We start from the raw sequence: 25,735 nt of genomic DNA on the forward strand, positions 1-25,735 counted from the left end.
AGTTTTGAAATACACTTATATCTCATTGCATTACCAAGGATAATACTAATCTATCTTATTCAAAAAACATTTGAAATAAAAAAAGATGCTCGAAAGCATCTCACTGACTAAAAAATTATAATATTTTCAAATTAATATAAATCCAAGTATTTACCAATGTTATTTTTTAGAGCATTCTCATAAATCTCATATGCACATGAAATATCCTCAATAGCCATTCCCATGGGGTTTAGGATAATTAATTCATCCTTATGTTCTCTCCCTGCTTTTAATCCAGTAATAATATCCCCTAATTCAGCATGTAACATCTCTTTAGAAAATTTACCTTCTAAAACCAATTGATTTATTACTTTTTTTTCTCTATTTGCTTGATCCCAATCATCTACAATTACCTTATCCGCTTGTATAAATAATTCACTTTCTAAATCCATAATAGATACATTACTAATAAATGTTCCTTTTTGAATCCACTCTGCTTTAATATATGGCTTATTCGCTACTGTACATGTAACTAATACTTCTGCTTTTTCAACAGCATCCTGAACTTTATCGGCAACCCGAAATGATATATTTTTATATTTTGACTGAAACTCTTTTATTAGTTCTTGTGCTTTATTTAGCTCCACATCGTATAGTACAACATTCTTAATACTTTTGAAATTTTCTAACATAGACATTACATGCATTTTAGCAATCAAGCCACAACCAACAATAGATAGATTTCTAAAGTCTTTATTGGCTAAATGTCTCGTAGCAACTACAGAAACAGCTGCTGTTCTCATTGCACTTATAGAACTTCCCTCTAAAATAGCAATCGGGAAATTTGTTTGAGGATCATTTAAAACAATTAATGCACTTGCCCGTTCCATGTTTCTCAAAGATGGATTATCATGCTTACTTCCAATCCATTTAATACCAGAGATAGACGGCTCACCTAAATGTGCAGGCATAGCGATAATCCTATCAGCAATATGTTCATCTTTTTTGTTAGTTTTTAAGTATGGTTTCAGTGGTTGACTAAAATCCTTACGAGAGTGTAGGATTAATGCCCGTTCTACGCCCTTAATATAAATATCAGAACTATTTTCTTCTAACTTATGAACATCTGCTCTACTAAGATAAAGAATTTTCGGCTCAACAGTTTTATTAGTCATTCATATCACCCTTTATTGTATTTTCATATATTACTAATATTATAAGTACTAGTCAATCTGTAATACTTCTCTCCATTATGTTTAATTTTTGATATACAGTATCTATTTCCTTATGAATATCCTTCTCAACAGACATTAGCTCTTCCAATTTCAATTGAAGGGTAGGTATAATTTGTTGAGGATCTTTATTCTTTAAATTTGCCTGCATTATAATAAAAGAAATTTTCCGTGTAATGCTAAGGGAATATCCCAAATAATTAATCAACTTTTCCATATCAAGAGAAACTATATGGTGATATTTATTTAAGTAATATAGCATCCCTTCTCTACTATAAAGAAAACAAGTATTAAATCTACGAATTAAAAAATTCCAATTATCCTGTATACTTTCTTGTCTACTCATTGCATTTGAAAATACTTGATCTATCTCCATACATAGTTTAGAAATTGCTGTTGTCCCTGTATAATAACTAACACCGTCGAATTGAAAATGCCCCTGTAAATACTGAGATAATTTCAATAAAAACTCATATTTCAAACATTTTATCATTTCATCATTAAAATTATTAATTCGTGCAGTTTCTATATTTAACTTAATAACTTCGCCTGCTTGTTTAATCTTTTTAGACTGAATAGAATTATAAATTAAGTCAATAGGTATCGGACCATGATAACCAAAATATTGATCTTTAACATGAACATTTTCGTTCTCTACTCCTACTATGTTCAAATAATGATAATCATGAACTGGTGGAAAGGTTGGATACATAGTTGAAAGAACCTTAACATCTACGCATAATAAAAATGATTCAGTATTATTATGAAGAAACTCTCTTAATTTATGAGGAGCTACCTTAGATTTACTAGTGCCAATATAATTTTGCAACCATCCAAGAGTATTAGGCTGTTCCGCCTCAAGCTCAAAAGTAATATCTAAACTAGGATTACTATATACATATCCAAAATTTAAATGCTTTAAAATTAATGGCTCTAAACCAAATTGCTCCAATAACAAAGACATACTATTCCAATAACAATTGACACCTCTTCTCAAATAGCTATACCTTTCATTAAGCATCTCATAAAACTTCCTTTGCGTTTTCATTAAACTCAAAAAGAACATTTACAGGAGAGCATACTAATTTCCCTGGATGTCTTGATAATTCAGACGTCTTAATGTTCCTTACTGCAAACATTCGCTGTAACCACCGATCATTTCCATCGTATTTTGGAGTAAAACCTGTCCGAGCATGAATAGCTTTTTTATTATCCACAACTAATAATTCACCTGGTTTAAGAGCGACTTGTATACAGTTCTCTAACAATTGCTTTTTCAAATATTCTAGCGCCCACTTAGCCATAGGTGTTTGAGGTTCCATTAGATAAAAATCCATGCAAATATCCGGATCTAATAAAGGTCCACTTAACACAGGTATAGTAGTATGATAACTGTCTTCATCCCCATTTTCTAAAAATGATGATGGTGCATTAATTTTATATAAAGGTTTTCTTAATATCTCTATTACATCATTAGATAAGTTAAATAAAACTTTTCGGATTGAGGAAGTAATTGTCTTTGCCTTAGCTTCTTTATCAGATTTTACACAGTATAAAGCTAAAAAGTCAGGTTTATATGGATGAAACCCATCTTCAGTATGGAACTCTAAGATATCAGATCCTGTATTCTCTTGCTTTTTTTCTTGTCCTTTTACCGGGCAAATATTTTGAACTAATAACCCCTGTTTTTCATCTTCATATGCAAGTGGTTCCCCTAAACAAAGCATAAATAAAAATAAGATATACTCACTAATGGCCGTTTGTTTATCTTCACTTAACTGACCCTTTACTGGTGTATTCGGAAGAATTGGATCTGTTGGTAAATTAGAGAATTTTAAAGTCCCAAATAAATTAGAAAACCTTTTAAATGTAACTAATTCCTTTAAAATACGTATAGGTAACTTACTTTTAATAATATCTAATTCGTTTAATAATTTATCATCCATCTTGGTTATATCAAGTAATGGAAGCCCATTAATTAAATGCTTTAATTGTTTCTTCTCCTCCTCGGTTAAATACACTTCCCAATTACTGGAATAATTAATCATAAAACTCCTCTCCTTCCTTTCCTATGCCGATCCTTAATTCCCGAGCCTTTTGTTGAAAAAAACTATTAATAGAATATGGTTTAAATTCATCTATAAAGTTCCCAAAATTCGAAAAACTAAGGCTGTTACTTGCAGTTTTAGCAATACAAAAAATATTTCCTTTTGTAATTTTCCATTTGATAGTCCCATTTAAACTTTTATTAAAAGCTCTTATACTTTCATCTAAGCAGGACTTAAGAGGACTAAACCATCCTCCACCTACTACTAGATTAGTCCATTCTCTATCAATATAGGACTTTACTCTTAGTTCATCTCTAGTTAATACCATTTCTTCTAATAATAAATGAGATTGATGTATTAACATTGCTGCTGGAGCTTCTCGAACTTCTGGATTCTTAACACCAAAACAACTATCTTCTAAACCTGCATATCTTCCAATTTTATAATCCGATAAGAGATCATTTAATAAAATCACTATCTCCTTTAAACTCCTCTTATCATTATTAATCTTAAACGGAATACCATTTTTGAACGTTATATCTAGGTATAGAATTTCTTTTTCTTCTATTTTATTTGTCCACTCAAATACGTTATCTCTAATTTCTAACTCAGTATACTCTAAAGTATCATTCTCTATAACTCTGCACCATAAGTTCTCGTCAATAGAATATTTAGATGTGGTAGGGAAATCGATACCTAATTCTTTCTTCAATATTCTCGCTTTATCTTCACGTGTAGTATATTCTCCTATAGCCGGACAAAATATATTAACATTTGGATAATTGGCCATTATAGAAAGGTTAAATCTCATAGCAGAATTCTGATATGGTGTTGAATTATGAACAATTAGTGATCCTCCAATATCTTTAGCATACTCACATGCCAATTTAGCAAGTAACGGACGTGTGTAGCTAGAAGAAATAGGGAAATGGTTGTTATATAAAGCTTTGGCCATTATCCCATGTGATATATAGCTATTACACAAATCTTCTGAAGCATCAATAATATGAAGTTTCAATTCTAATTTTTGAGATAATTCCATAATTTCATCAGAAATGTTTTGTCCAACATCAATTAAAACGGCATGTATATCCATATCGTATTTTTTCAATTCATAAGCTGTATAAAAACTATCTAGTCCACCAGAAAACAAGAGTACAGCTTTTTCATTTTTAAAAGGCAATAGTTCTTGGAATTGACCATATATTTTACTCATATAAATTAGTCCCTATTTCATTTTTTGCGATTAATTTATTGTTAAAATATCTTATATTACGAGGAATATTCAATCCCCTTCCAAGTTCTATAATCCATTTAGCAAATACTGTGGTGACAATTTCTGAATTTCTATAAAAGTCGAAGTTAACACTGAACCATTCTTTGATTACATCTGGAACTGCATCTTTTGGAGAATTTAAGATACGTATCTCAAGGTCTGTAATATCATCTAATAACATACTTAGATTTTCTTTGATTTTCATAATATCCAACTCAATTTTAAAATCTTTAAATGTAATTGCTCTAGCCTTTAAAAGGTACTCAAATAAAATATAATTTGTTAGACAGTCAAAACTTTTTTCAGGATCATCAGCATAGCTATAACGAAATAGTCTTTCCACAAGAAATATCTCTTTTGCTAGTTTATCAATATAAGAGTCCTTATTTAATAAATACAAATATGCTGATATATCTACTCTAACTTCTTCAAATGAACTTCCTAGCAGTGAACTTTTTTCTTTAAAGAATACATTTAAAGGTAATACTCCTTTGTAATGATAGTAATCATGTAAGTACGAAAGTAGCATTCTTGCCGTATAAATATCATTAAGATTAGCTTTAAATATTGATAGAGGTGTTTTTAAGACCTCTTCACTAATAGGTTTAGTAATCTGATGGAACACTTGTAAGTACTTGTTTATAAAGAACAAAGAAAATTTATCTTGTTCTATGCTACTATTTGTTACAATTGCTTCTGGGAAAAAGCTAAATACATTAGCTTCTAAAATACCCTTCGTTCCCAAGATTAATTCTACGCCCATAAAAGTATCAAATGGTAACTCTTCTCTTAAATGTGTGATAGCTTCTGGTTCATTCCGATAATAAAAGCATGCTTCAAAATTAATAATTTTATTTTTTTTCACAGGGAAAAAGAACATACCAAATTCTTTATTCTCAATTTTATTGTATTTCCCAAAAGTAAAATCAAATTTGGGTGTATTATTAATATTAGATTCTTTCCATGCAATCAAATCTTTTATAATTGCTTTTACTAAGCCTTCATCAAAATGGGTCTTTAACTTTTCTAAAATGAGTATAATACGTTCAATAATTTCTTCACAATATGAATCTTCTTTATTAATTTGACCTAAATAATTTTGATGTACTCTTAATTTTTCAACTTCTAAAACTAACTCTTCTGCACTGTTATACCATAACAAATTTTTCAAATTATCCATATCACTTGAAATTAACATAAACTACCTCCTATTTAATAATTGTGTTATCGAACTAATTGAATTGAAGTTTTCAAATGAAATTTCAGACTCCATGAATTGAGCCTGTTGTACATTTTCTAAATAAGTAATTAACTCCATAATTTTTAAAGAATTAAGTATACCTGTCCCTATTAAATCTAGATCATGTGGGATACTTTCAATACTTCCATCCTGTAATAATTCTCTTTTTATATAATCTTCTAATTCCGTTTCCAGCATGCACTTTATTCCTCCGTATATCCCATTAGTTTCTTTCGATCAATTTTGCCAGTACTAGTTTTAGGTAATTTATGCTCTGTAAAAATAAACTTACTAGGAATTGCATAAGCATCTAAAAACTCAGAACAATACTCTCTAATATCTAAGGAATTTAAAGTTGCTTTAGAATGAATATAACAAGTAAGACCATCATTGTTCATTACAATAAACACCTCATCTATAAGATTATGTTTAGAAATTACATTCCTGACTTCTGAAAGATAAACCCTTTTCCCTTGAATCTTAACCATGTCGTCCATACGCCCCATGTAATAATACAGACCATTTTCCTTTTTAACCAAATCACCAGTTGGAAGGTATTTTAAGTTATTTGAATCATTCATTTTAAAGGTCTCATTTTCTGTTTTATTCAAATACCCTTTTAACATCGTCGAAGAATGCACATATAACTCTCCAACTTCTCCTTCACCACATGGTAGCAAATCAGCATCTAAAACCTGTAATTGTACATGTTTTAATGGTCTGCCAATAGGAAGAATTTTTAATGCCTCTATGTCTTGAGGAAACAAATAAGATAATGCCTCATTAACCTCTGTATTACCATAAAAATTCACAATATTAGCATTTTCAAAACAATTTCTAACCAATTTCACATCGCCGAAAGGTAAAGCTTCACCCGCTAATCCCAAAAAACGAACAGAAGTATAATTTTTGATTTTTTCATTTAGAAGCAATTTAATTGATGAAGGAACCAAATGTAAAATGTTAATTTTTTCCTCTTCAATCAATTGATTAATATATCGCGGATTATTCCTCTTTTCACTTGAAGGAAGTACACAGCAACCACCTACAGCAAAAGGGATAAATAAAGAGAATATAGACATGTCAAAATATAAAGGCGCATGACATAAAAATTGATCCGCATTTGTGGCTCCAACAAACTCGCTTCCCCAGCTAATAAAGGCACGTAAACTTTCTCTTGCTAAAATTACCCCTTTTTTCATACCTGTCGAACCTGAAGTGAAAAATATAAAAGATTCAAGACTATCATCTATTCTACCAACATCAACATTTGATTCCATAGACTTAACATATGCTAGATCAAACAAATTTTGTTGAGGTTTACATAGATCCAATGAGAATAATAATAGGTCTTCTACAAAATTCAATTTAGAATCTATAGCATTTTTTTTGTTAACTATACAGCATTTTATTTGAGCGCTTTTAATACTATCTTCAAAGATTTTCACTTGTTCATCTGGATTTAGCGGCACACTTACAGCCCCTATTTTTAGAGCTGCTATATAAGTTATTACGTTGTGTATTGGATTTGTACTTAAAATTCCAATTCTTTCTCCAACGGTAATACCTTTTGACAATAGAGCATTGGCCAATTGACCAGATACATTATCAATTTCTTTATACAAATAATTTTCTGTATCTGTTTTATAAGCTATTTCATCTTTATATTTTTCAATCGTATTATTAAGCATTGTTTTAAGGCATACTTTCAAAGCATCTCCCCCTTTTAATACCTATATATATCCTCTCACGAAGTTTTAATTTTCAGAATAAAACCAATGTTAAATTCACATTAGTTTGTAATAAAATTAAAAAACATATTTGTTAAGTAACGTTAAACTAACCCCTCTTATACAAATACGATATGTAGAAATGTAAGGGCTTGTATTACAATTAAAGAAACTATTTTATGGAGTTGATTTTTATGTCAAATGAAAAAACAGTAGTAAGCTCTAATTCCCCATTTGAAGACTTTTTAGGATCTTCTAGGGCAATTAAAAAAGGAAATATCATTGTAGTTGCAGGCACAGCCCCCTTAAATACTAATGGAGAGACCACAACCTCTGATGTTTATGAACAAACAAAAAGTTGTATTAATGTAATCAAAAGTTCTTTAGAAAAAATGGGTTCTTCTTTAGAGGATGTTGTTAGAACAAAAATTTATATTACAGATATGAATAAGTGGCATGAAGCAGCTAAAGCCCATAAAGAATATTTTTCAAAAATCAAACCAGCTTGTACAGTTTTTGAAGTAAATAGATTTATAAAGGAAGAGTGGCTTGTAGAAGTTGAAGCTGACTGTCTGCTATAATACTATCCCACCTAAGCATAGACTTAAGGTGGGAGATTTTTATGGATTGTCCACGAAAAAATTAACTCAAGTTGGTTCACAAAATTCCCTTGCAGCAATCCCTTTGTTCCATTTGCAAATGTATTTGAATCTACTTTATATAAAATCTTTCAGTCGGATTATTAGTGTTTGAAAGTTTTCTCTTAGCTCTGTACACCTCTCATTTACAAGTCTTCCTCAAAATCACTATTCTACGTGATTTTGAATAGGATCTTCAGTTTAGAAAAGAAACTTTTATTAATAATCACTTTATAAATATATAAATTCAACCACATTATTTTGTATCAAATATATCCTTAAGTAAGGCATTTAATAATGTATAACTTATCATAGGTTTTTCCTTTGTCAGAAATTTAAATAAGGAAGCAACTTTAATTGTTTTCATACATTAATTAGCATTTATAACTCTTTTTGTCGAATTTGATGATAAGGATACACTTTTTTAATCATGGTAAAAATTCAAGATTTAACTAATCATTTTAGTTCGGCTGAAAACTTACCTTACCTCCATTTGATAATAAATTAAATCCAAAAAGGTTTAATAGTGACTTTCATCCCACTTTTATCACTGAATTATGACTTTCACAGTACTCGAAGTGGAAATTAAACTCGCTTATAAATCATAATATCCGTATATAATAATATAATTTTAAGCTTAAAAATATTACTATCATTCGAAAAAAATAGTCAAATTAGAAGGATATAATTCAACCTAAGGAGAATAGTATCTAAAAGGTTTAAAAATTCAAAAATTAATTTTATACATACGTAAGAGACATGTAGAATTCTTCTTATTTTAAATAAGCAATTCTAACACGCCTCTTTTTAATAAGTTATTACAGCCCTACAAGAAATTCGTTTCCTTTACCAATTAAAGTATAACCAACTCCTTTTCGGTGGACTATAAGATTAAAATTTTTCTGACTAGTATATAATTTTTTTCTGAGCTTATAAATATATTGTCTAACTGTTTCAGTAGTTGTATATTCATCCCAAATAGCAAGTAGGATATCTTCTGTTGTGACAAATTTGTCTCGCATGTTTATAAAAAACATGAGCATTTCATACTCTTTTCCAGCTAAAGGAAAAATTTCACCTGCATTATCTAGATAATGCATATCTACATTCACAAATATACCTGGATAAAGTTCAACAATATTTTTGTTGTGCTGCTTATTTCTATTCAATTGGACAATATGTTTATAAAAATGACTCACGCACTCCTGTATTTGTTGATGAGTATGAATTTCAAAAGACATTGTAGAATTTTTTTTCAAAAGTTCTAATCCTGCCTTATTAGTACTAATATCTTCATCAAATAATATTAATATTGGGATATTTTCTAACTCTTTTTTTATATTTCGAAATTGTTTTACCTCTTCAAAATCTAAGCTTTTTAATCTCCATATTATCCCATCAAAATGGTTTCTTTTATCTTTTAAAATATAATTTAGAGAAGTAATATCTCCCACATGTATAATTTCCCAATTGGGATAGTATGCAGATCTCCGAGCTAACTTTGGTAAAAATAATTCAGGACTAATAACGACAATTTTCATTTCCCATTCCTCCATAATATTTTTTATTTGGTAAAATTAGATATCAAGACTACCTGTGCGATAGAGTAGTCTTTGGAATGAGAAAGTGATACAAAAGCTTCCAACTTTTGTTTCTTAATCGTTTGTTCAGTCGTATTATAGAATTTAAAATACGGTTCGCCCGTCTTCTTCTTAAGTATAACAGCATCTGTAAAACAGAATCCATTACCAATCCCTGTACCTAATGCTTTAAAAAGGGCTTCCTTTGCAGAAAATCTTGCTGCAAAATGTTGGGATGGGTTACTTTTTTTTCTACAATATTCAATTTCTTCTGGAACGAAAATTTTATTTAAAAATTTGAGGTCATATTTTTTAATTGCAGATTGAATCTCAGTAATATCTTGAATATCAATCCCTATACCATATACATTAGGCACGGATAAGATTGAATTTCCCTGTTTCATGGTATACATCGACTCCCGAATAAAATTTTTTATTATTCTAGCTATTTTTCAACTCCATAATATAATTTGCAATGGTAGTAACACTTTCTAAATATGAAGGATCCAACTCTTCCATATCAAATTCAATTTCACATTTCTCTTCAAGAGCTAATAAAAGTTCAATTATACCTGTTGAATCAAGCCCTAGTTCTTCAAAAATATTTGCATCTACTTTCACATCTGCTACAGCAAGTTCTAATTGCTGTGCAAGAATTTCAGTAACTACATCCATTAAATTATTTAGCTTATTCATATACTTAACCCCCGATTATTTAATTATTAATTAATTCCTAGTAGTTCTTGAGCAACTTCCCGTTTATGAATATTTGTTGATCCTTCCATAAACTCTATCATTCTTCCATCCCTTAGCCATTTTTCTAATAATGGATGGTCAATAATAGCTTCCGATCCTACAACCTGATTAATTCGTCTGGTTACTTCATATACCAAATTATTTGCCATCCATTTTCCCATGGAAGAAGTACCTGCATTATAAATACCCCTATCAACTTCTTTAGCTGCCCGATAAACTAATCTCCTAGTTCTTTCAATTTTCCACTGAAGTTCATCGAGTATAATTTCTTCATTTAAATTCAACTTAATATTTTCTCTCACGTAATCTACCATGGCTCTCGATGTTCCAATTGCAATCGAAGATGTCGAAGGTCGCATTCTAAAAAACACTTTCATAGCTCCCCGTAATCCTCTTTGAAGAGGTGGTTTATTTAAACCAATAATTTGAGATTTATCTACTTCTAAATTGTTATAGACTGTATGACCTAACCTAGCTGCATGCATTCCTAAAGTCCGACCATAATCTCTATTTACAGTATCCGAATTTTTAAATTGATCTTCATGTATTAAAAAACTTTGAATTGCAAACGTGTTATTTTTATGGCCCATCTTAGCAAAAGTAAGTGCCCATTGCGCTCTTTCTGCATTAGCTATATATTTTTTTTCTCCTTGTAATAGATACGTTCTATCATTTTTTTTGGTTGCAACCGTTTCAATAGCTGCTATATCTGATCCAGCATTAGGCTCCGTTAAATTGAAAGCCGTCCAAACCGGATTCCTCCCCATAAAGGAGTTGAAGAATTTATCCTGTTGTTCCTGAGTCCCTAGCTCTTTTAATATTGGTCCTAATAATTGTGGTCCAGGTAAAGATAACATCATCGCTGGATCTCCATATGCTAACTCCTCAGTCCATATCGCTAACTCCAAAGAGGAATCTCCATAATAGATTTGATTATCTCGTCCACTGATACCAGTATAACCATACTCCTTTGGGACACCTAAACGCCATAAAGGCTGGTAAAATGAGTCTTGCTGAAGATAAGTGGGTGGTAATCCTCGGCTCTTATCTGCTTCTAATGCAAATTCCCTTAATGATTCCCCGTATACTCTTAATTCAGTTCTAAGTGATTCAAACATATTAATTAGACCCCCTTCAACATTGAAATATGGTGTATTTTGAGAAAGTTTTTTATAATGAAAGGATCCTCTAATCCAAATGCCCCCAAAACAGGTAATATCTTATCTATAATTTGAGTACTATTTTCCAACATAAAATTAATCTGTTTAAAGAACTTACTATATTCTGCTTCATCTATACTAAATTTTGTTGATAGTTCCCTTAAAAACAGTATATTCCCTTCAATTTCACTACTTGCAATGACAAATGTATCATAAACCATTTGGTGTTTAGCTATTGGTACCCCAAAAGTTTTACGTTCTTTAATATAATCTTTACAAAATTGTAATATCAATTTACTGAATTTCAAAACAAAAGATGCTAAAATTATTTTATATCGAAGTCCATAAATCCATAGTTTCTTTTGTTGATGAGAGGGAACTTTTATAACGTTTTTATACTGTTCAACCTTTTTAAGGGACAACTCCTCCTCATCTAAACTGTAAACTTTCACACTATCTTCAAAACTCATTTTCCACCAGACATTGTTGTCTAGGTATAGAATAGAACCATCCTGATGCTTTCCGGCAAACAAATATAAATCTCGATTTTTCCATCCCAAGCTTACTTTGACTTCTTTTAATTCTTGTAATAATTTTTGTTCTTCTTTAAGTAGTTCATTATAAAGAGTATTTTCATCTATATTATCTATTATGCTATCTATTCTTGTTGAAAAAGATGGAGATTTCAGTGTTTTCATGTATAAACTACCTCCTATTAACTTTCAAATGTTTGTACTACTGGCAGATCATATTCTGTTTTCTTACGAATGACTATATACTTATCATCTTTCACCAATACTTCAGTAGGAAGGTGATGACTTAAAAATAATACAGGACTTGCAGTCAATCCATATGCTCCAGCATTCAAAATGCCAATATAATCACCGGGCTGGGATTTAGGAAGGCTTATCTTCTTTGCAATTAAATCGTTTGGGGTACATAAAGGGCCAGAAATATAATATTCGGTATTAGGTTCATCACTCCATTTATTAAGAACCTTGATTGGGAAATTTTTCTTTAGAGCATTCCCCATTCCACCAGCTGCCATATGGTGATGTGTTCCTCCATCTACCGTTAAAAAATCGCAATTTTTAGATTTTTTTTCATATAATACTTTTGTAACATAAATCCCACTTTCACCTACAACATATCTACCTGACTCTAAAAATATCGGGATTTCTTCACCAAAGCTACTATAAAACTCCTGAATCATAGCATGTAATCTATCAGAAATATCATCCAAATCAAGCGTACTTTCATTAGAAAAATACGGTATTCCCATTCCACCACCGATATCTATATAATCTAATTTAACATGAAATTGTTCTTGAACTTTCTTTGCCAAATTTAAAATATATGCTGTATTTTCTATGAACACATCACTAGATAGAATGCGTGTGCCATTATATACATGTATCCCTACAATCTTGAGATTTGATAATCTTTCTTCTAACTCAAATATATTTTCCAGCTGTTCTTCATCCATACCAAATTGCCTTGGTTTTCCACCCATAGTTAATTTTGAACCTTTTGCTGATACACTTGGATTAATTCTAATACCAACTCTAACGGTTACTTCTTTTTCTTGAGCTATATTATTTACTTTTTGCATCTCTTGTAGTGACTCTACAATAAAATATTTAACTCCGTACTCAAATACTTTTCTAATTTCTTCTTCAGTTTTTCCTGGTCCCAAATATAAAACTCGTTCAGGAGAAACTCCTATTTTTTTTATTATCTCTAATTCCTTTAGTGAACAAATCTCTAAATTGGCCCCTAAGTCATAAATTAACTTTACAATAGATGGATTAGGGTTTGCTTTTAGGGAATAAAATAGTTGAATTGCCTTGTGAAGGTTCAAGAGCTTGTATACTTGCTCTTGAATAACACTAGCATCATATACATAAGCTGGTGTACCTATCTTTTTTACCACTTCTAAAAGGTTATTTTTTTCAATATTCAGTTTGTTTGTGGTAATCATTTATATTAAACTCCCTTCTTCAACTGCAATAATTTTTCTGCATTTTTATAAAAAATCGGATCCCATTCTTCTTCTGTGATATGAACTCCTTGTTCTTCTAAGCGCTTTTTTATATTCTTAAAGCGATCAATGCTTTCCTCCATTGTACACATTGGATAATCCGTACCCCAAATTAACTTATTAATAACCCCCTGTTCTTTTGCCATCTTAAAAATATTACACATTTCATCAATTGGTTGATAAAAAGATACAATTGATAAATCAGTATATACATTTTTATAATTTTTAAGAAGAGATAATGTATCGTTAATCCACGGCCATCCCATATGAGCTATTATAATATTAAGATTTGGAAATTTAATTAGTACATCATTTAGTAGCATAGGGTGACAATAACGTAAACTTGCTTGTTTTATCGGAGTAAACCCCATATGAACTAAAACTGGTAGGCTACGCTCCTCTGCATCTTCATACAGAGGATACCAGCCCGGATCATTAGGTGAAATGCCCAAGTATCCAAAAGCTAATTTATATCCATGTAGGTTATAATTAGTTAACTCTTGTTCTAGACTCTTTTTACACAAGGATTTTTCATAAGCATCAAAGGAAGCAAAACCTACAAAATATTTTGGATATTTTGCGCACAATTTTGAAACATACTCATTTGTAACATGTACTCCTAATGTGCGTTTAGCATTAAAAGCAAGTAATACCGCTTTTTTTACTCCTACTCCTTCCATTTCTTTGATTAAATTTTCTATTCTTACTTCCATATTTGTATGAGATTTATTACATGAATCCATCATTTGTTGGGCAAACTCTTCAGTGTACTCACTTTTTAATTCTCCAACATGAACATGAAAATCAATCAAACAATCACCCCCTTTCCAAAAATATTTATTAATTATGTTCTAAAAATCCCTTTAAAAATTCCCCTGTAAGCGAACGGGGTACATTACATATTTCCTCAGGAGTCCCTGAAGCTACTACCTGTCCTCCATTTTTCCCTCCATTAGGCCCCATATCAATAATATAGTCTGCTGTTTTAATAACTTCTAAATTATGTTCTACTATCAAGACTGATGATCCCTTTTCTACTAGTTGATGTATAACTTTTAAAAGTCGGTTTATATCTTCTAAATGTAGACCTGTAGTAGGTTCATCAAGGATATATAAGGTTTTACTAGTAGATGTCCTTGATAATTCTGTAGCTAGTTTAATACGTTGTGCTTCTCCACCTGACAAAGTTGTTGCTGGTTGTCCAATTTTCATATAACCTAAACCAACTTTATTTAAGCTGTTTATATATTTTATTATTTTAGGATGATCTTTAAAAAATTCTGTTGCATCTGCTACAGTCATATTTAAAATATCGGAAATATTATTATTTCGATATTGAACATTTAAGGTTTCTTGATTATATCGATGCCCTTGGCAATCATCACAAACAACATAAACATCAGGTAAATAGTGCATTTCAATCTTAACTACCCCATCGCCCTTACAAGTATCACATCTTCCTCCAGGTACATTAAAACTAAATGCCTTTTTAGTTAATCCCCTTACTTTAGCATCTGGTGTCTTTGCAAATAAATCTCTAATTTCATCAAACATACCTGTATACGTCGCTGGATTAGATCTAGGTGATCTTCCTATCGGTGATTGATCAATATTAATTACTCTATCAATGTGCTCTAAACCACTTATCTCATCAAAATCACCTGGCAGCAATTTATATGCTCTGTGAATTTTTCTAGCTAAATGCTTATATAATATTTCATGGATTAGGGTACTTTTCCCTGAACCTGAAACACCAGTAATACAAGTCAGTAGCCCTAAGGGAATATCGACGTCAATATCTTTCAAATTATTTTCTTTAGCACCTCTAATAGATAAATATTTCCCATTTTCTTTTTTTCTTTCTTTAGGAATCTTTATTTCTTTAGCACCAGATAAATATTGACTAGTTAACGAACCATTTCCTTTTTTAAACGCTTCAGGAGTGTCGGCTGCTACAATTTCTCCACCTTGATTCCCTGCTCCAGGTCCTAGTTCAACTATATAATCCGCTGCTAACATTGTATCTGTATCATGTTCTACAACTATTACCATGTTACCTAATTCTCTTAACTTTTTTAGAGTATTTATTAAACGAATGTTATCTCTTTGATGCAATCCAATGCTGGGTTCATCTAAAACGTATATCACTCCAGATAAAGCCGACCCTATTTGAGTAGCTAATCTAATACGCTGAGCTTCTCCACCAGATAGTGTTTTTGCTTCCCTATCTAAGGTTAAATATTCTAAGCCTACATCCAATAAAAACTGTAATCTACTATTAATTTCCTTAAGTAACCTTTCGGAAATTTCTATTTGTTTTTCAGTAAGAATTTGATTGATATGCTTAAAAAAATTAGCTACATTATCAATAGACATGCTAGATAATTGTGCAATATTTGTATCACCAATATATACAGCTAAACTTGTTTGTTTTAATCTCTTACCACTACAAGATTGACATGTAATGCTAGACATTACTTCTTCTAATTTTTCCTTCACACTGTCCGAATTACTAGCATTGTATCTACGATTTATATTAGGAATTACTCCCTCAAAAGGCGCTGAATGTGTTCGTTGTTTACGCTCTGACTCATATTGAAATAGGATTTCCTCTGTTCCACTTCCATAAAGAAGAATATTCTTATGTTGATCAGAAAGGTTTTTAAATGGCGTTTCTTTAGAAATACCATAATGATTACACACGATATCAATTATATTGTGATACCATTTTGCAGTACTCGTAGCCCAATTTTCAAACACGCCTTCATTTATAGACTTATTCCAATCTGTTATTAACAGCCTTGGATTCACTTGTAAAGTAGCCCCTAACCCATGACATTGTTCACACGCGCCATATGGACTATTAAACGAGAAATTCCTAGGTGTTAGCTCATCAATAGAATAACCACATTCGGAACATGCTTGTAAGCTATTAAAAAAGTATCTGTTTGTTTTTCCATTTTGTTCTAACGTCTCTATTAATACTTGTCCTTTTGCTTCTAACGCAGCTTTTTTGATCGAATCTGTAACCCTTCTTTTATTAGCATGTGAAAAAGTGACCTTATCAATAAGAGCCTCTATTGTATGTTGTTTATTTTTATCTAAAACGATGGGACTAGTAATCTTTAATAATTCGCCATCAACCCTAATTCGAATAAATCTCTTCTGAATAGCTCTCTCAATTACACTCTTGAACTCTCCCTTTTTCCCCTTAATGAGAGGGGCATATATATACAACTCTGTCCCATCTTTTAAATCTTTAAGCTGATTCATCATTTGATCTATTGATTGGGGTTGTATAGGAATATTATGTTCTGGGCAATAAGGAATACCAATAGAAGCGAACAATATTCTCATGTAATCATATATCTCAGTTATCGTTCCAACTGTAGATCGAGGATTCTTATGTATAACTTTTTGCTCAATAGATACTGATGGTGTAAGGCCTTCAATAGAATCTACATCTGGTTTTTCCATTTGTCCTAAAAACTGCCTCGCATACGATGATAAAGAGTCAACATACCTACGATGTCCCTCTGCAAAGATTGTATCAAATGCTAAGGATGATTTTCCTGAGCCACTTAAACCTGAAAACACAGTAAGGCTATTAAAGTCTAAATCTATATCTACACTCTTAAGATTATTAGCCCTTGCTCCCCGAACTTTGATTACCCGGTCAGACATACCTTAATCCTCCTTGTTCCCACTTAACGCTCCTCAGGGATACCTAATAAATTTTTCAAAGAAACAGGTTCTTTTTTTACAATTGTTTTAGGTACAATATTGTTATCTTTGTTATATTGTATTTGAATATCTCTCCTACGCTCGGTCTCCTCAATAGCACCTTCAATATTATCTTTTATACTATCGGCAAACAGAAGTGCTCTTCCATTAATATTTCTAGCAGCACGACCAATTAGTTGTAATAATGCACTTTTAGATCGAAGGAATCCCCTTTGATCTGCTCCAATTACAGCTACTAGCGATACCTCTGGTAAATCTAACCCTTCTCTTAAAAGATTAATTCCTACAAGCACATCAAAATTACCCATTCTAAAATCTCTAATAATTTCTGATCTCTCTATATTCTCCACTTCAGAATGCAAGTATTCTGCTTTTATTTGTAAGTTATTAATTTCTTTCGTTATTTCTTCTGCTTGTTTTTTGGTTAACGCAATAACTAATACCTTTTCATTTCGACTAATAGTATTTTTTATTTCATTTATTAAAGTCTCAAAGTAATTTTCGCTACTCTTCACTTCAATAACTGGATCGATAAGCCCAGTAGGGCGTATTACTTGTTCCACAAAAACCTCTTTAGAATCTACTTCATGTTTTCCAGGAGTTGCCGACATAGACACCATACATTTCGTATTGTTCATAAATTCTTCAAACTTAGGTGGTCTATTATCTAGTGATGAAGGTAAACGATATCCATAGTCAATTAAATTTTTCTTTCTAGACTGATCTCCAGCATACATAGCGTGAAACTGCGGTAATGTTACATGAGATTCATCAACTACTGTTAAATATCCATCTTCAAAATAATCCGTCAAGTTAAAACATCTCGACCCTTTTTCTCTATTTTGCATATATAAAGAATAATTTTCGATTCCCATACAATGACCTGTATTCTTTAACAATTCCAGATCATATAATGTACGTTGTTCCAACCTTTCTGCCTCATGAAATTTACCTAAACCTCTTAAAAACTTTAACTGCTCAACTAAATCCTTTTTAATTAAAGGTAGAGCTGTTTCAATTTGTTTTGTTGTAGTAATAAAACTTGTAGCAGCAAAGATATGAACTTCCTCTAGACTATCCACTATCTCTTCAGTAACAGGATGAATAGTAAGGATCTCCTCTAGTTCATCTCCAAAAAATTGTAACCTGATAGCTTCCTGTTTACCCATCGGATAGATATCAATTGATCCCCCACGGATTCTAAATGTTCCAGGCTCAAACTCTATATCATTTCTTTTGTACTGATTATCAATTAGATGCTTAATAACTTGCTCATATGTGTAAACAAAATACCCATCTGGTTTTACAGATAAAACGAAAGAAGTACTATTAAAGTCCTCGGGGGCACTCATTGGATACAAACATGAAATACTGGCTACTACAATGACATCTGTTCGTTTTAATAGACTGGCCATAACAGAATGCCTCATTCTTTCAATTTCACTGTTAATTTTAGAGTCCTTTTCTATAAAGAGATCTTTATGTGGAACATAAGCCTCTGGTTGATAATAATCATAATAACTTACAAAATACTCTACTGCGTTATTAGGGAATAATTCCTTTAATTCGCTCCATAGTTGAGCCACTAATGTTTTATTATGAGCGATAATTAAAGTTTGACGATTAAGTTGATGAATTACATTAGCAATAGTAAATGTCTTTCCGGTACCTGTAGCCCCTTTTAATAACAACCTACTTTTGCCATTCTTTACTCCCGTTACTAGCTTTTCAATGGCTTGTGGCTGATCACCCATAGGTTCCATAGATGATTGGATCTGAAAATCTATCGATTTTCTCATATGTTATCTCCTTTTATTTCTCCTCTAAGTAACATTTAAATTTCCTAATTTATTCTTCAAAATTTTCACCATATCTTCACATTGATTGATAGTTTCACCAAATATAATTGTATATAGCCTCCCTTTCTTATTAATTCCCAAATTCAACGTAGAAAAACCATTAATAATTACACCATGCTCTTTTTCCTTGGTATATAAAATATCTTTTAGCTCCTCTTTAATTATTTTGAAAGGTACTGTTTTTTCCAAGACAACCTCAAAAGGTATAGCCATAAAGAACGCATGGGGATTGAAAAATCTTTCAATAATATTATTTTGGTATGTTGCCATGTTGAATCTAGCATTTATTTCGACACAAGGGTACAAAAATCCTTTCCTATCAATCATTGCATCAACACCAACTACACCATAAAATCCATCTCTCGCTAATGTTTTCCCAATAATTTCATAACTTTCTAGAAGTTCTTTTTCCTGAACTTTTGTTAATTGAACTGGTAATTTATGCCCCAAATGTACACCTTTATGTACCAACGCTTCTCGAACTGATGTAAATTTGACATTCCCTTTTTTATCTATGATGAATTGATAGTTAAGGTCTCTTTCTTTTTCAATCCAATTTTCTAAAATCATTTCTATATTTTCATGTCCCTTTTTTACGGACATCCTTTTTAATAAGTTTAAAATATTTTCAAATTTACTATCTGAATCAATTAGAACCATTCCTTTTCCAGATACTCCCATAGAGTCTTTTAAAACTAATGGATTTTCTAAATATCTTTTTCTAATTTCATGATAATTGAACTCAAGTTCTGAGATAGTATGACTCACTTTTCCTGCTACTTGGCGAAGAACAAATTCATCTGCTAACTTCCAGCTATAAATCTTGCTATTAACCTCACGACATATAGTTGATGCAGGAGTACATAAAGAAATTGAAGTTTGTTGAGATACCTTTTCCTCAATGTTTGATGTACCATATGGTAGTAATGAATACGAATTATCTCTATTAATATTTTGAAGCCTATTAATATTTTTAGTGCTAGATAAAATTGTTTCCGAAATATTATCTGCCGAGTTATCAGAATAGAAATTCAATACATTTGGAACAAATCCTCGAGTTTCTTCTATATATTGTACATAATCTTCATCAATGTCTTCTTTAAGACAAACAATGTCTTCTTTTCCAGCAAGAAATAATGCCATTTCACCTATTTTATTAACCAATGGTTGCGCTTTCGAAATATTACTACCCGGTATTGTAATGATGTTTTCTTTTTTCCAATGCTGTTCTACTTCAACATTACCCAACCATATAAAATTTTTTCCCGATTCACTAAGACTGTTCTTTAGTTCCTTATAGAAAGACATAGTTTCCTCCTAGACTAAATTTTGCAGTTCATTTTTTAAAACCTTTCCATTATTATTACGGGGAATAGCGGATACAAATTTAACAATTTGTGGTATTTTGTAACTAACTAATCTTTCCTCACAAAATTTCACTACAGTTTCCCTTTTTAAATAATCATTAGCAACTACAACTGCTGCTAAAATTTCCGTTCTTTTTTCTAGATTTTTTTTCCCAAATACAGATACATCATATATTTCGGGATGTTGTCGTAGGACATCCTCTACTTCAACTGGATCTACTTTTTTACCTGCTACATCTACAACATCACTTTTTCTTCCTCTTATATATACTTTCCCATCTAGCTCCATTTCACCTAAATCCCCAGTCAAATAATAATTTTGAGATAACCTTTTTTCTAACTCTCCTGGAAGATTATAATATCCCTTCGCCCTTGACTCCGTATATAACGCTACTTCTCCTACTTCTCCTTTTTGTAACTCTTCACCATCATTACCCAAAATTTTCACTTTAACATTATGGAGTGGATATCCTACACTGTTATAGTCATCCGTTTGATTTAAGATTGATAGTCCAGTTTCAGCTACACCATATAAGTCTGAAATATTAATACTAAACAGCCTTTTGAATTTTCTTTTTATACTTTCATGAAGAATTGTACCTGAAGATACACACATTCTTACATTTTTAAATTGCTTTGTATTTTTTATTCTAGTCATTAAATCATACAAAACTGGAAAAGCCACAAATATAGTAGGTTTCTTATCTAATATAATTTCAACTACTTTTCTTGGGGTTATATTATCATGGAGTAAAATTGTAGCACCAACTCTCAATGGAGCAAGTATTGAGGTATTAAAAGCTAAGCCGTGCGTTAAATATGCGGCACAATATACTATATCATTCGAATTTAAATTAACTGATTCTAACCAATTTGTAGATGCTGCGATTACATTTTTCTCTTCGTACATCATACATTTTGGAATACCTGTCGTTCCCGATGAATAACGGCATGATATTATATTTTCTAATCTCTCCGTCGCAATCTCATTAGACAAATATTTTTGTTGAAGAATAATTAGTGATATATTTCCATATTTATAAATATGTTTTATCTTTTCTACTAAAGGAAAATCATCTATTTCTTCCGTCCTAACAATAAATCCGCCAAGATGAACATGCTTTATTAAGTTGTCTAACTCATTCTCTCGCCATTTATGATCGACTAAATGAGCTACTTTCTTAGCTTTAATAAGTGCATAATAAGAAATGATGAAATCTGGATGATTTTTAATATAAATACCAATTGGATAAGAAAAACCACTTATATCTTGCTCTATTTTTTCACCAATACTATCAAATTCATTTACAAATTGTTTATAGCTTAATTTATAATCTTTATACATTAAAGCTTCTTTATCCGGAAACTTCTCTGCAGATTTATATATGTATTCCAATATCTCCACTTTCTAATCACCTCTGTCATATAATAATGTTATTGCATACATTCTAGATGAAGCGTCCCAATAGTACCTTTAGAACCAGCAAAGATTAGTAGAATATGCATCCCTTTTTTGATTTGTCCTTTTTGATGCATCTCTTTTAGACTATAATACGGATCTGAAGTAGTTAAGTTAGCAGTATTTCGATATTCACGTTGATAAAAATAAAAACCCTTACAATCTAATTTAATTTTATCTATAAAGTTCGAAGAGAAATTTTGTAAAATCACATGGTAGGGCATAATATTTAATTTTTCTTCTTTTATGTGCTTTAACTGTTCTTGAATATGTACAATTAGCTCATCTTCACAATTATTTTCTTCCCTAACATGCCATGAATGAAGATCCCATGAAACAATCTTAAATTGTCCAGTAGTTCTAGAAATTGTAAACGAAGCAGCTCCGTCGCCATAAGGAAATTGATTATGTTTAACACGCATTTGTGGAAGATTACATTTATCAGCACATACTATTTGAAATTCCTGCTTATTATCTTCTATAAACACTTTTGCAATATTTATAGCTGTTAAAGATACAACGGATCCCTGATCTTTGATAGCATAAGGTAGCGCTTGAGATAAATCCCCATGTCTTTTTATATTCATTGCTACAGTTATAGGTTGTGGGAGATTTAAAAATTCATGGCAGTAAACGAGATGTTTAATATTCTCCTTAGATTTTCCGTTTAAAGATTTTCTCACCACATCCCCTGACATTTCCGCAATATTATTATCACTAATTGGGATTGTATACATATATTTTTTAAAGGAATCTAGTCCCAAATCTCTGCTGTCTTGACTAGACTTCTTTTTATACGCTTCAAACATTCCATTAAAATCTGGATTAACCTCTGCTCCTTTTATATCGCACAAATAATCCTTTACAGTCTTATATTTATCTAGATAAAGTACTTCTAAGTTAGAAATATATAACTCCATTCTATAGTCTCTCCTAATTATTATTTTTTTCACTTTCCATTACTTCTTTAATTAAAGACATACCAAAATTAAATGCAGATAATCCTTTAAATAAGAATGCTAGCTTAGCTACATCAAATAACTCGTCCCAACTAGCGCCAGCTCTTCTTGAGGCAATTAAGTGCACCTTAGCCCCAGGTGCAGCTAGCATAAGTAACATACCAAATAACATTATTTGTACATATTTTTCTGGAATATACTTTGATTCCATGCTATTTTTTCTAAACATTTCATGTAATTCAAGCTCTTCTGGCCTAACTTGAAGAGTCACCTCATGCCTAGCCTCAGTTGGAGCTGGAATAAAACCAAATAGATTTTGATAAATTTGATTAATATCATTCATATTCATATAAAACCCTCCAAATTTTTAATAATTAGAAATAGATGAGTTGTATTTTTTATTATATTGGTATTAAATATTAATAAAACTATTTTATAGTGTTTATTTTTGAATATAGATATTTTCATTAATTGACTTAATTGCTCTATGGAGCTGTTCTTCTTCAACATTTAAGGAAATCCTTATAAATCCTTCTCCATAACCTCCAAATCCTACACCTGGAGTCATCAAAACCCCCGCCTTTTCTAATAACATCTTACAAAATTCCATAGAACTATTATTATTTGGTACTTTCACCCAAATAAAGTACCCTGCTTTAGGCACCTGAATTTCCCAACCAAGAGGCTCTAATCCTCTTTTAAGGATATTCATACGCTCTAAATAACGCTCTTTGATTTCTTTAGGAACTTCGTTATAAGAATCTAGTGCAAATGAAGCTGCTTTTTGGATAGCTCCAAATACACCTGAATCTACAAATGCTTTCGTTTTGGCTATATTATCTATAACTTCTGCATTCCCAACCACCATTCCAATGCGCCAACCAGTCATACAAAATGTTTTTGAAAAGGAATGAAATTCCACCCCTATCTCCTTAGCTCCTTTTGCTTTTAAAAAACTAGGCGCTACATAATTACCAAAAGAAACTTCTGAGTATGCAGCATCATGTGCGACTATGATATTATTTTTCTTTGCAAACTCTACTGCTCGCTCAAAATCCTCAACACTTGCCACCGCACCAGTAGGATTATTAGGATAGTTTAAAAACATTAATTTTGCTTTTTTAGCTACCCTAGGAGAAACGTTAGAGAAATCCGGAAAAAAATTATTCTTTTCTAGTAAAGGTATCTCCTCTACTTCCCCTCCAGCAAGAGCCACTCCACCTGCATATGCTGGATAACCAGGATTAGGAACTAATGCTATTTCTCCCGGATCTATATATGAAAGCGATATATGAGATAATCCTTCCTTTGAACCCACTAAAATCAATACTTCTTTCTCCGGATCTATATCCACACCAAACCGCCTTTTATACCACTCGGAAATTGTGATTTTTAACTGATCAATACCGCGAAATGGAGGATATCGATGCGTTTCATATTCAGATAAAACTTCTTTCATTTTTTCGACAATGTGACTTTGTGTTGGAAAACTAGGATCTCCCACACTTAGATCGATAACAGGATATCCTTCCTTTACTCTCTTTTGTTTCATATTCTCAAGATGTGCAAATAAATAACTAGGTAAATTAGATACTCTATTCGAAATTTTGAAATTCATCTAACTCCTCCGAATTTTTAGATTTTTTATGTTATTTTAGTAAAATTATAATAGTATATTTTACCAAAATACATAAAATCTATGTTAATCCCACGTGATTTATATATTAATATTATTTTTTCATTAGAACACTACCATAAGCACCTCCAAGGCCCACACTTAACATTAAATAATATGAATCCTTTGGGATATCAAATTCATATAAGGAATCCTGAAGATTAAGTAATAAGTCACAACCGCTAACATGCCCTAATTTAGCTATATTGTTTGTATATATATTTTCAAACGGAATATTTAAAGAACGTGAGGCTAACTCCCAAGTATCAAAATTCACATTATGCGGGATTATGAGTTTAATATCTTGTAAATTAATATTGGATTTTTTCTCTGTCAATTTAAGTATTTTCTTTATACCCAAAAAATATGACATTTGAAACCAACGGTATGATTGATCATCCCATTCCCCAAAGCTTGATACTTTAGAGTCTACAAATTGATTAACACATATGATTTTATTACTATCACCCTGAGAAGATATTAAACATGCTGCTGCCCCATCGGAGAATACAGTCATGTCCTCAATTTTGCGCATTGAATCAGTATACATCTTCTCAGCAAATAGTAGCAAAATATATTTTTTGTTAGAATTTTCAAGTAATTTAGTCGCTATTTCAATAGCTGTTATTGGTGTTACACAATTCAAATCTGAAATTGTAAATGCTGGGATATCCCCTAAATCAAATTCTTTTTTTAACTTCTCTAAAAACACGTTACCATCAGGATGACTTTGCATGGCATGTCCATATATAATTCCCCCTAAATCATCAGGGATTATTTTGTTAGTTTCAAATAAATCTTTAACTGATTTTTTCACCATACTATATGACGTCTCTGTACCAGAATCCATAATATATCTTAACTTATGAAAATCCGTTATTCTCTCATATTCTTTATCACTTAGTCCAACTGATTCTTTAATATCATAAATATCTACTCTCTTTTCTGGTCTATACGTGGAAATCTTATGCAAATACATTTAATACACCTCT

Annotated in this window: 23 protein-coding genes; 1 reads left to right on the forward strand and 22 read right to left on the reverse strand. The window is 31.2% G+C overall.

Features of this window, described 5'->3' with window-relative positions; translation table 11 throughout:
* Positions 1-131: 131 nt before the first annotated feature.
* Genes sbnB through FT637_RS22555 form a run of 7 tightly spaced genes read right to left on the reverse strand, consistent with a single transcriptional unit; the run spans position 132 to position 7,487 of the window.
* Positions 132-1,154 (reverse strand): 2,3-diaminopropionate biosynthesis protein SbnB, encoded by a 1,023-nt coding sequence (sbnB, locus tag FT637_RS22525; RefSeq protein WP_149191250.1) that lies wholly within the window; start codon positions 1,152-1,154, stop codon positions 132-134.
* Positions 1,155-1,206: 52 nt separating this feature from the next.
* Positions 1,207-2,232 (reverse strand): hypothetical protein, encoded by a 1,026-nt coding sequence (locus FT637_RS22530; protein WP_193648192.1) that lies wholly within the window; start codon positions 2,230-2,232, stop codon positions 1,207-1,209.
* Position 2,233: 1 nt separating this feature from the next.
* Entirely contained in the window at positions 2,234-3,259 is a 1,026-nt protein-coding gene (locus tag FT637_RS22535) for a TauD/TfdA family dioxygenase (protein ID WP_193648193.1), read from the reverse strand.
* Positions 3,252-4,475, reverse strand: a complete 1,224-nt coding sequence (locus FT637_RS22540) for an argininosuccinate synthase domain-containing protein (RefSeq protein WP_193648194.1) — start codon at positions 4,473-4,475, stop codon at positions 3,252-3,254. Before FT637_RS22540 ends, FT637_RS22535 begins: the two co-directional genes overlap by 8 nt.
* Complete coding sequence (locus tag FT637_RS22545) at positions 4,468-5,733, reverse strand: DUF6421 family protein (RefSeq protein WP_193648195.1); 1,266 nt, start codon at positions 5,731-5,733, stop codon at positions 4,468-4,470. The genes FT637_RS22540 and FT637_RS22545 overlap by 8 nt, the downstream gene beginning before the upstream one ends.
* A gap of 3 nt (positions 5,734-5,736) precedes the next feature.
* Entirely contained in the window at positions 5,737-5,973 is a 237-nt protein-coding gene (locus FT637_RS22550; protein WP_193648196.1) for a hypothetical protein, read from the reverse strand.
* Between the two features lie 5 nt (positions 5,974-5,978).
* A complete protein-coding gene (locus FT637_RS22555) occupies positions 5,979-7,487 on the reverse strand; it encodes an AMP-binding protein (RefSeq protein WP_193648197.1) in 1,509 nt (502 codons plus the stop codon).
* A gap of 212 nt (positions 7,488-7,699) precedes the next feature.
* On the opposite strand from FT637_RS22555, the gene FT637_RS22560 reads away from it, so the two are divergent.
* Positions 7,700-8,086 carry a RidA family protein gene (locus FT637_RS22560; RefSeq protein ID WP_088031176.1) on the forward strand — a complete coding sequence of 129 codons (387 nt, stop codon included), beginning with the start codon at positions 7,700-7,702 and terminating at the stop codon, positions 8,084-8,086.
* A gap of 875 nt (positions 8,087-8,961) precedes the next feature.
* Here the strand turns inward: FT637_RS22560 and FT637_RS22565 are convergent.
* The 15 genes from FT637_RS22565 to FT637_RS22635 form a co-directional block, all read right to left on the reverse strand.
* Positions 8,962-9,684: a winged helix-turn-helix domain-containing protein gene (locus FT637_RS22565; RefSeq protein ID WP_176280899.1), complete on the reverse strand. Its 723-nt coding sequence runs from the start codon at positions 9,682-9,684 to the stop codon at positions 8,962-8,964.
* A 23-nt stretch (positions 9,685-9,707) separates the two neighbouring features.
* Positions 9,708-10,127: a holo-ACP synthase gene (gene acpS / locus FT637_RS22570; RefSeq protein ID WP_187770560.1), complete on the reverse strand. Its 420-nt coding sequence runs from the start codon at positions 10,125-10,127 to the stop codon at positions 9,708-9,710.
* Between the two features lie 37 nt (positions 10,128-10,164).
* On the reverse strand, positions 10,165-10,419 hold the full coding sequence (locus tag FT637_RS22575; protein ID WP_088031179.1) for an acyl carrier protein: 255 nt from the start codon (positions 10,417-10,419) through the stop codon (positions 10,165-10,167).
* A 26-nt stretch (positions 10,420-10,445) separates the two neighbouring features.
* The gene (locus FT637_RS22580) at positions 10,446-11,597 is read right to left on the reverse strand and encodes an acyl-CoA dehydrogenase family protein (protein WP_149191258.1); all 1,152 of its coding nucleotides are present in this window, start codon (positions 11,595-11,597) and stop codon (positions 10,446-10,448) included.
* Between the two features lie 5 nt (positions 11,598-11,602).
* Positions 11,603-12,337 (reverse strand): hypothetical protein, encoded by a 735-nt coding sequence (locus tag FT637_RS22585; RefSeq protein WP_149191259.1) that lies wholly within the window; start codon positions 12,335-12,337, stop codon positions 11,603-11,605.
* Positions 12,338-12,354: 17 nt separating this feature from the next.
* The gene (lysA, locus tag FT637_RS22590) at positions 12,355-13,620 is read right to left on the reverse strand and encodes a diaminopimelate decarboxylase (RefSeq protein ID WP_088031182.1); all 1,266 of its coding nucleotides are present in this window, start codon (positions 13,618-13,620) and stop codon (positions 12,355-12,357) included.
* 5 nt (positions 13,621-13,625) lie between these two features.
* Positions 13,626-14,492, reverse strand: coding sequence for an amidohydrolase family protein (locus FT637_RS22595; RefSeq protein ID WP_193648198.1), 867 nt, complete (start codon positions 14,490-14,492; stop codon positions 13,626-13,628).
* Positions 14,493-14,520: 28 nt separating this feature from the next.
* Positions 14,521-17,364 (reverse strand): excinuclease ABC subunit UvrA, encoded by a 2,844-nt coding sequence (uvrA, locus tag FT637_RS22600; protein WP_193648199.1) that lies wholly within the window; start codon positions 17,362-17,364, stop codon positions 14,521-14,523.
* A gap of 23 nt (positions 17,365-17,387) precedes the next feature.
* Positions 17,388-19,223 (reverse strand): excinuclease ABC subunit UvrB, encoded by a 1,836-nt coding sequence (uvrB, locus tag FT637_RS22605; RefSeq protein ID WP_193648200.1) that lies wholly within the window; start codon positions 19,221-19,223, stop codon positions 17,388-17,390.
* A 24-nt stretch (positions 19,224-19,247) separates the two neighbouring features.
* Positions 19,248-20,591 carry an ATP-grasp domain-containing protein gene (locus FT637_RS22610; RefSeq protein WP_193648201.1) on the reverse strand — a complete coding sequence of 448 codons (1,344 nt, stop codon included), beginning with the start codon at positions 20,589-20,591 and terminating at the stop codon, positions 19,248-19,250.
* 9 nt (positions 20,592-20,600) lie between these two features.
* Positions 20,601-22,055, reverse strand: coding sequence for a class I adenylate-forming enzyme family protein (locus FT637_RS22615; protein WP_088031187.1), 1,455 nt, complete (start codon positions 22,053-22,055; stop codon positions 20,601-20,603).
* A 29-nt stretch (positions 22,056-22,084) separates the two neighbouring features.
* A complete protein-coding gene (locus tag FT637_RS22620; RefSeq protein WP_193648202.1) occupies positions 22,085-23,029 on the reverse strand; it encodes a hypothetical protein in 945 nt (314 codons plus the stop codon).
* A gap of 13 nt (positions 23,030-23,042) precedes the next feature.
* On the reverse strand, positions 23,043-23,417 hold the full coding sequence (locus tag FT637_RS22625) for a carboxymuconolactone decarboxylase family protein (RefSeq protein ID WP_088031189.1): 375 nt from the start codon (positions 23,415-23,417) through the stop codon (positions 23,043-23,045).
* 93 nt (positions 23,418-23,510) lie between these two features.
* Complete coding sequence (locus FT637_RS22630; RefSeq protein WP_193648203.1) at positions 23,511-24,686, reverse strand: LL-diaminopimelate aminotransferase; 1,176 nt, start codon at positions 24,684-24,686, stop codon at positions 23,511-23,513.
* A gap of 112 nt (positions 24,687-24,798) precedes the next feature.
* Positions 24,799-25,722 (reverse strand): 3-oxoacyl-[acyl-carrier-protein] synthase III C-terminal domain-containing protein, encoded by a 924-nt coding sequence (locus FT637_RS22635; RefSeq protein ID WP_088031191.1) that lies wholly within the window; start codon positions 25,720-25,722, stop codon positions 24,799-24,801.
* Positions 25,723-25,735 lie beyond the last annotated feature (13 nt).

Origin of the sequence: Bacillus cereus (assembly GCF_015071065.1) — a bacterium.
In the GTDB taxonomy this organism is placed as follows: Bacteria; Bacillota; Bacilli; order Bacillales; family Bacillaceae_G; genus Bacillus_A; species Bacillus_A cereus_BA.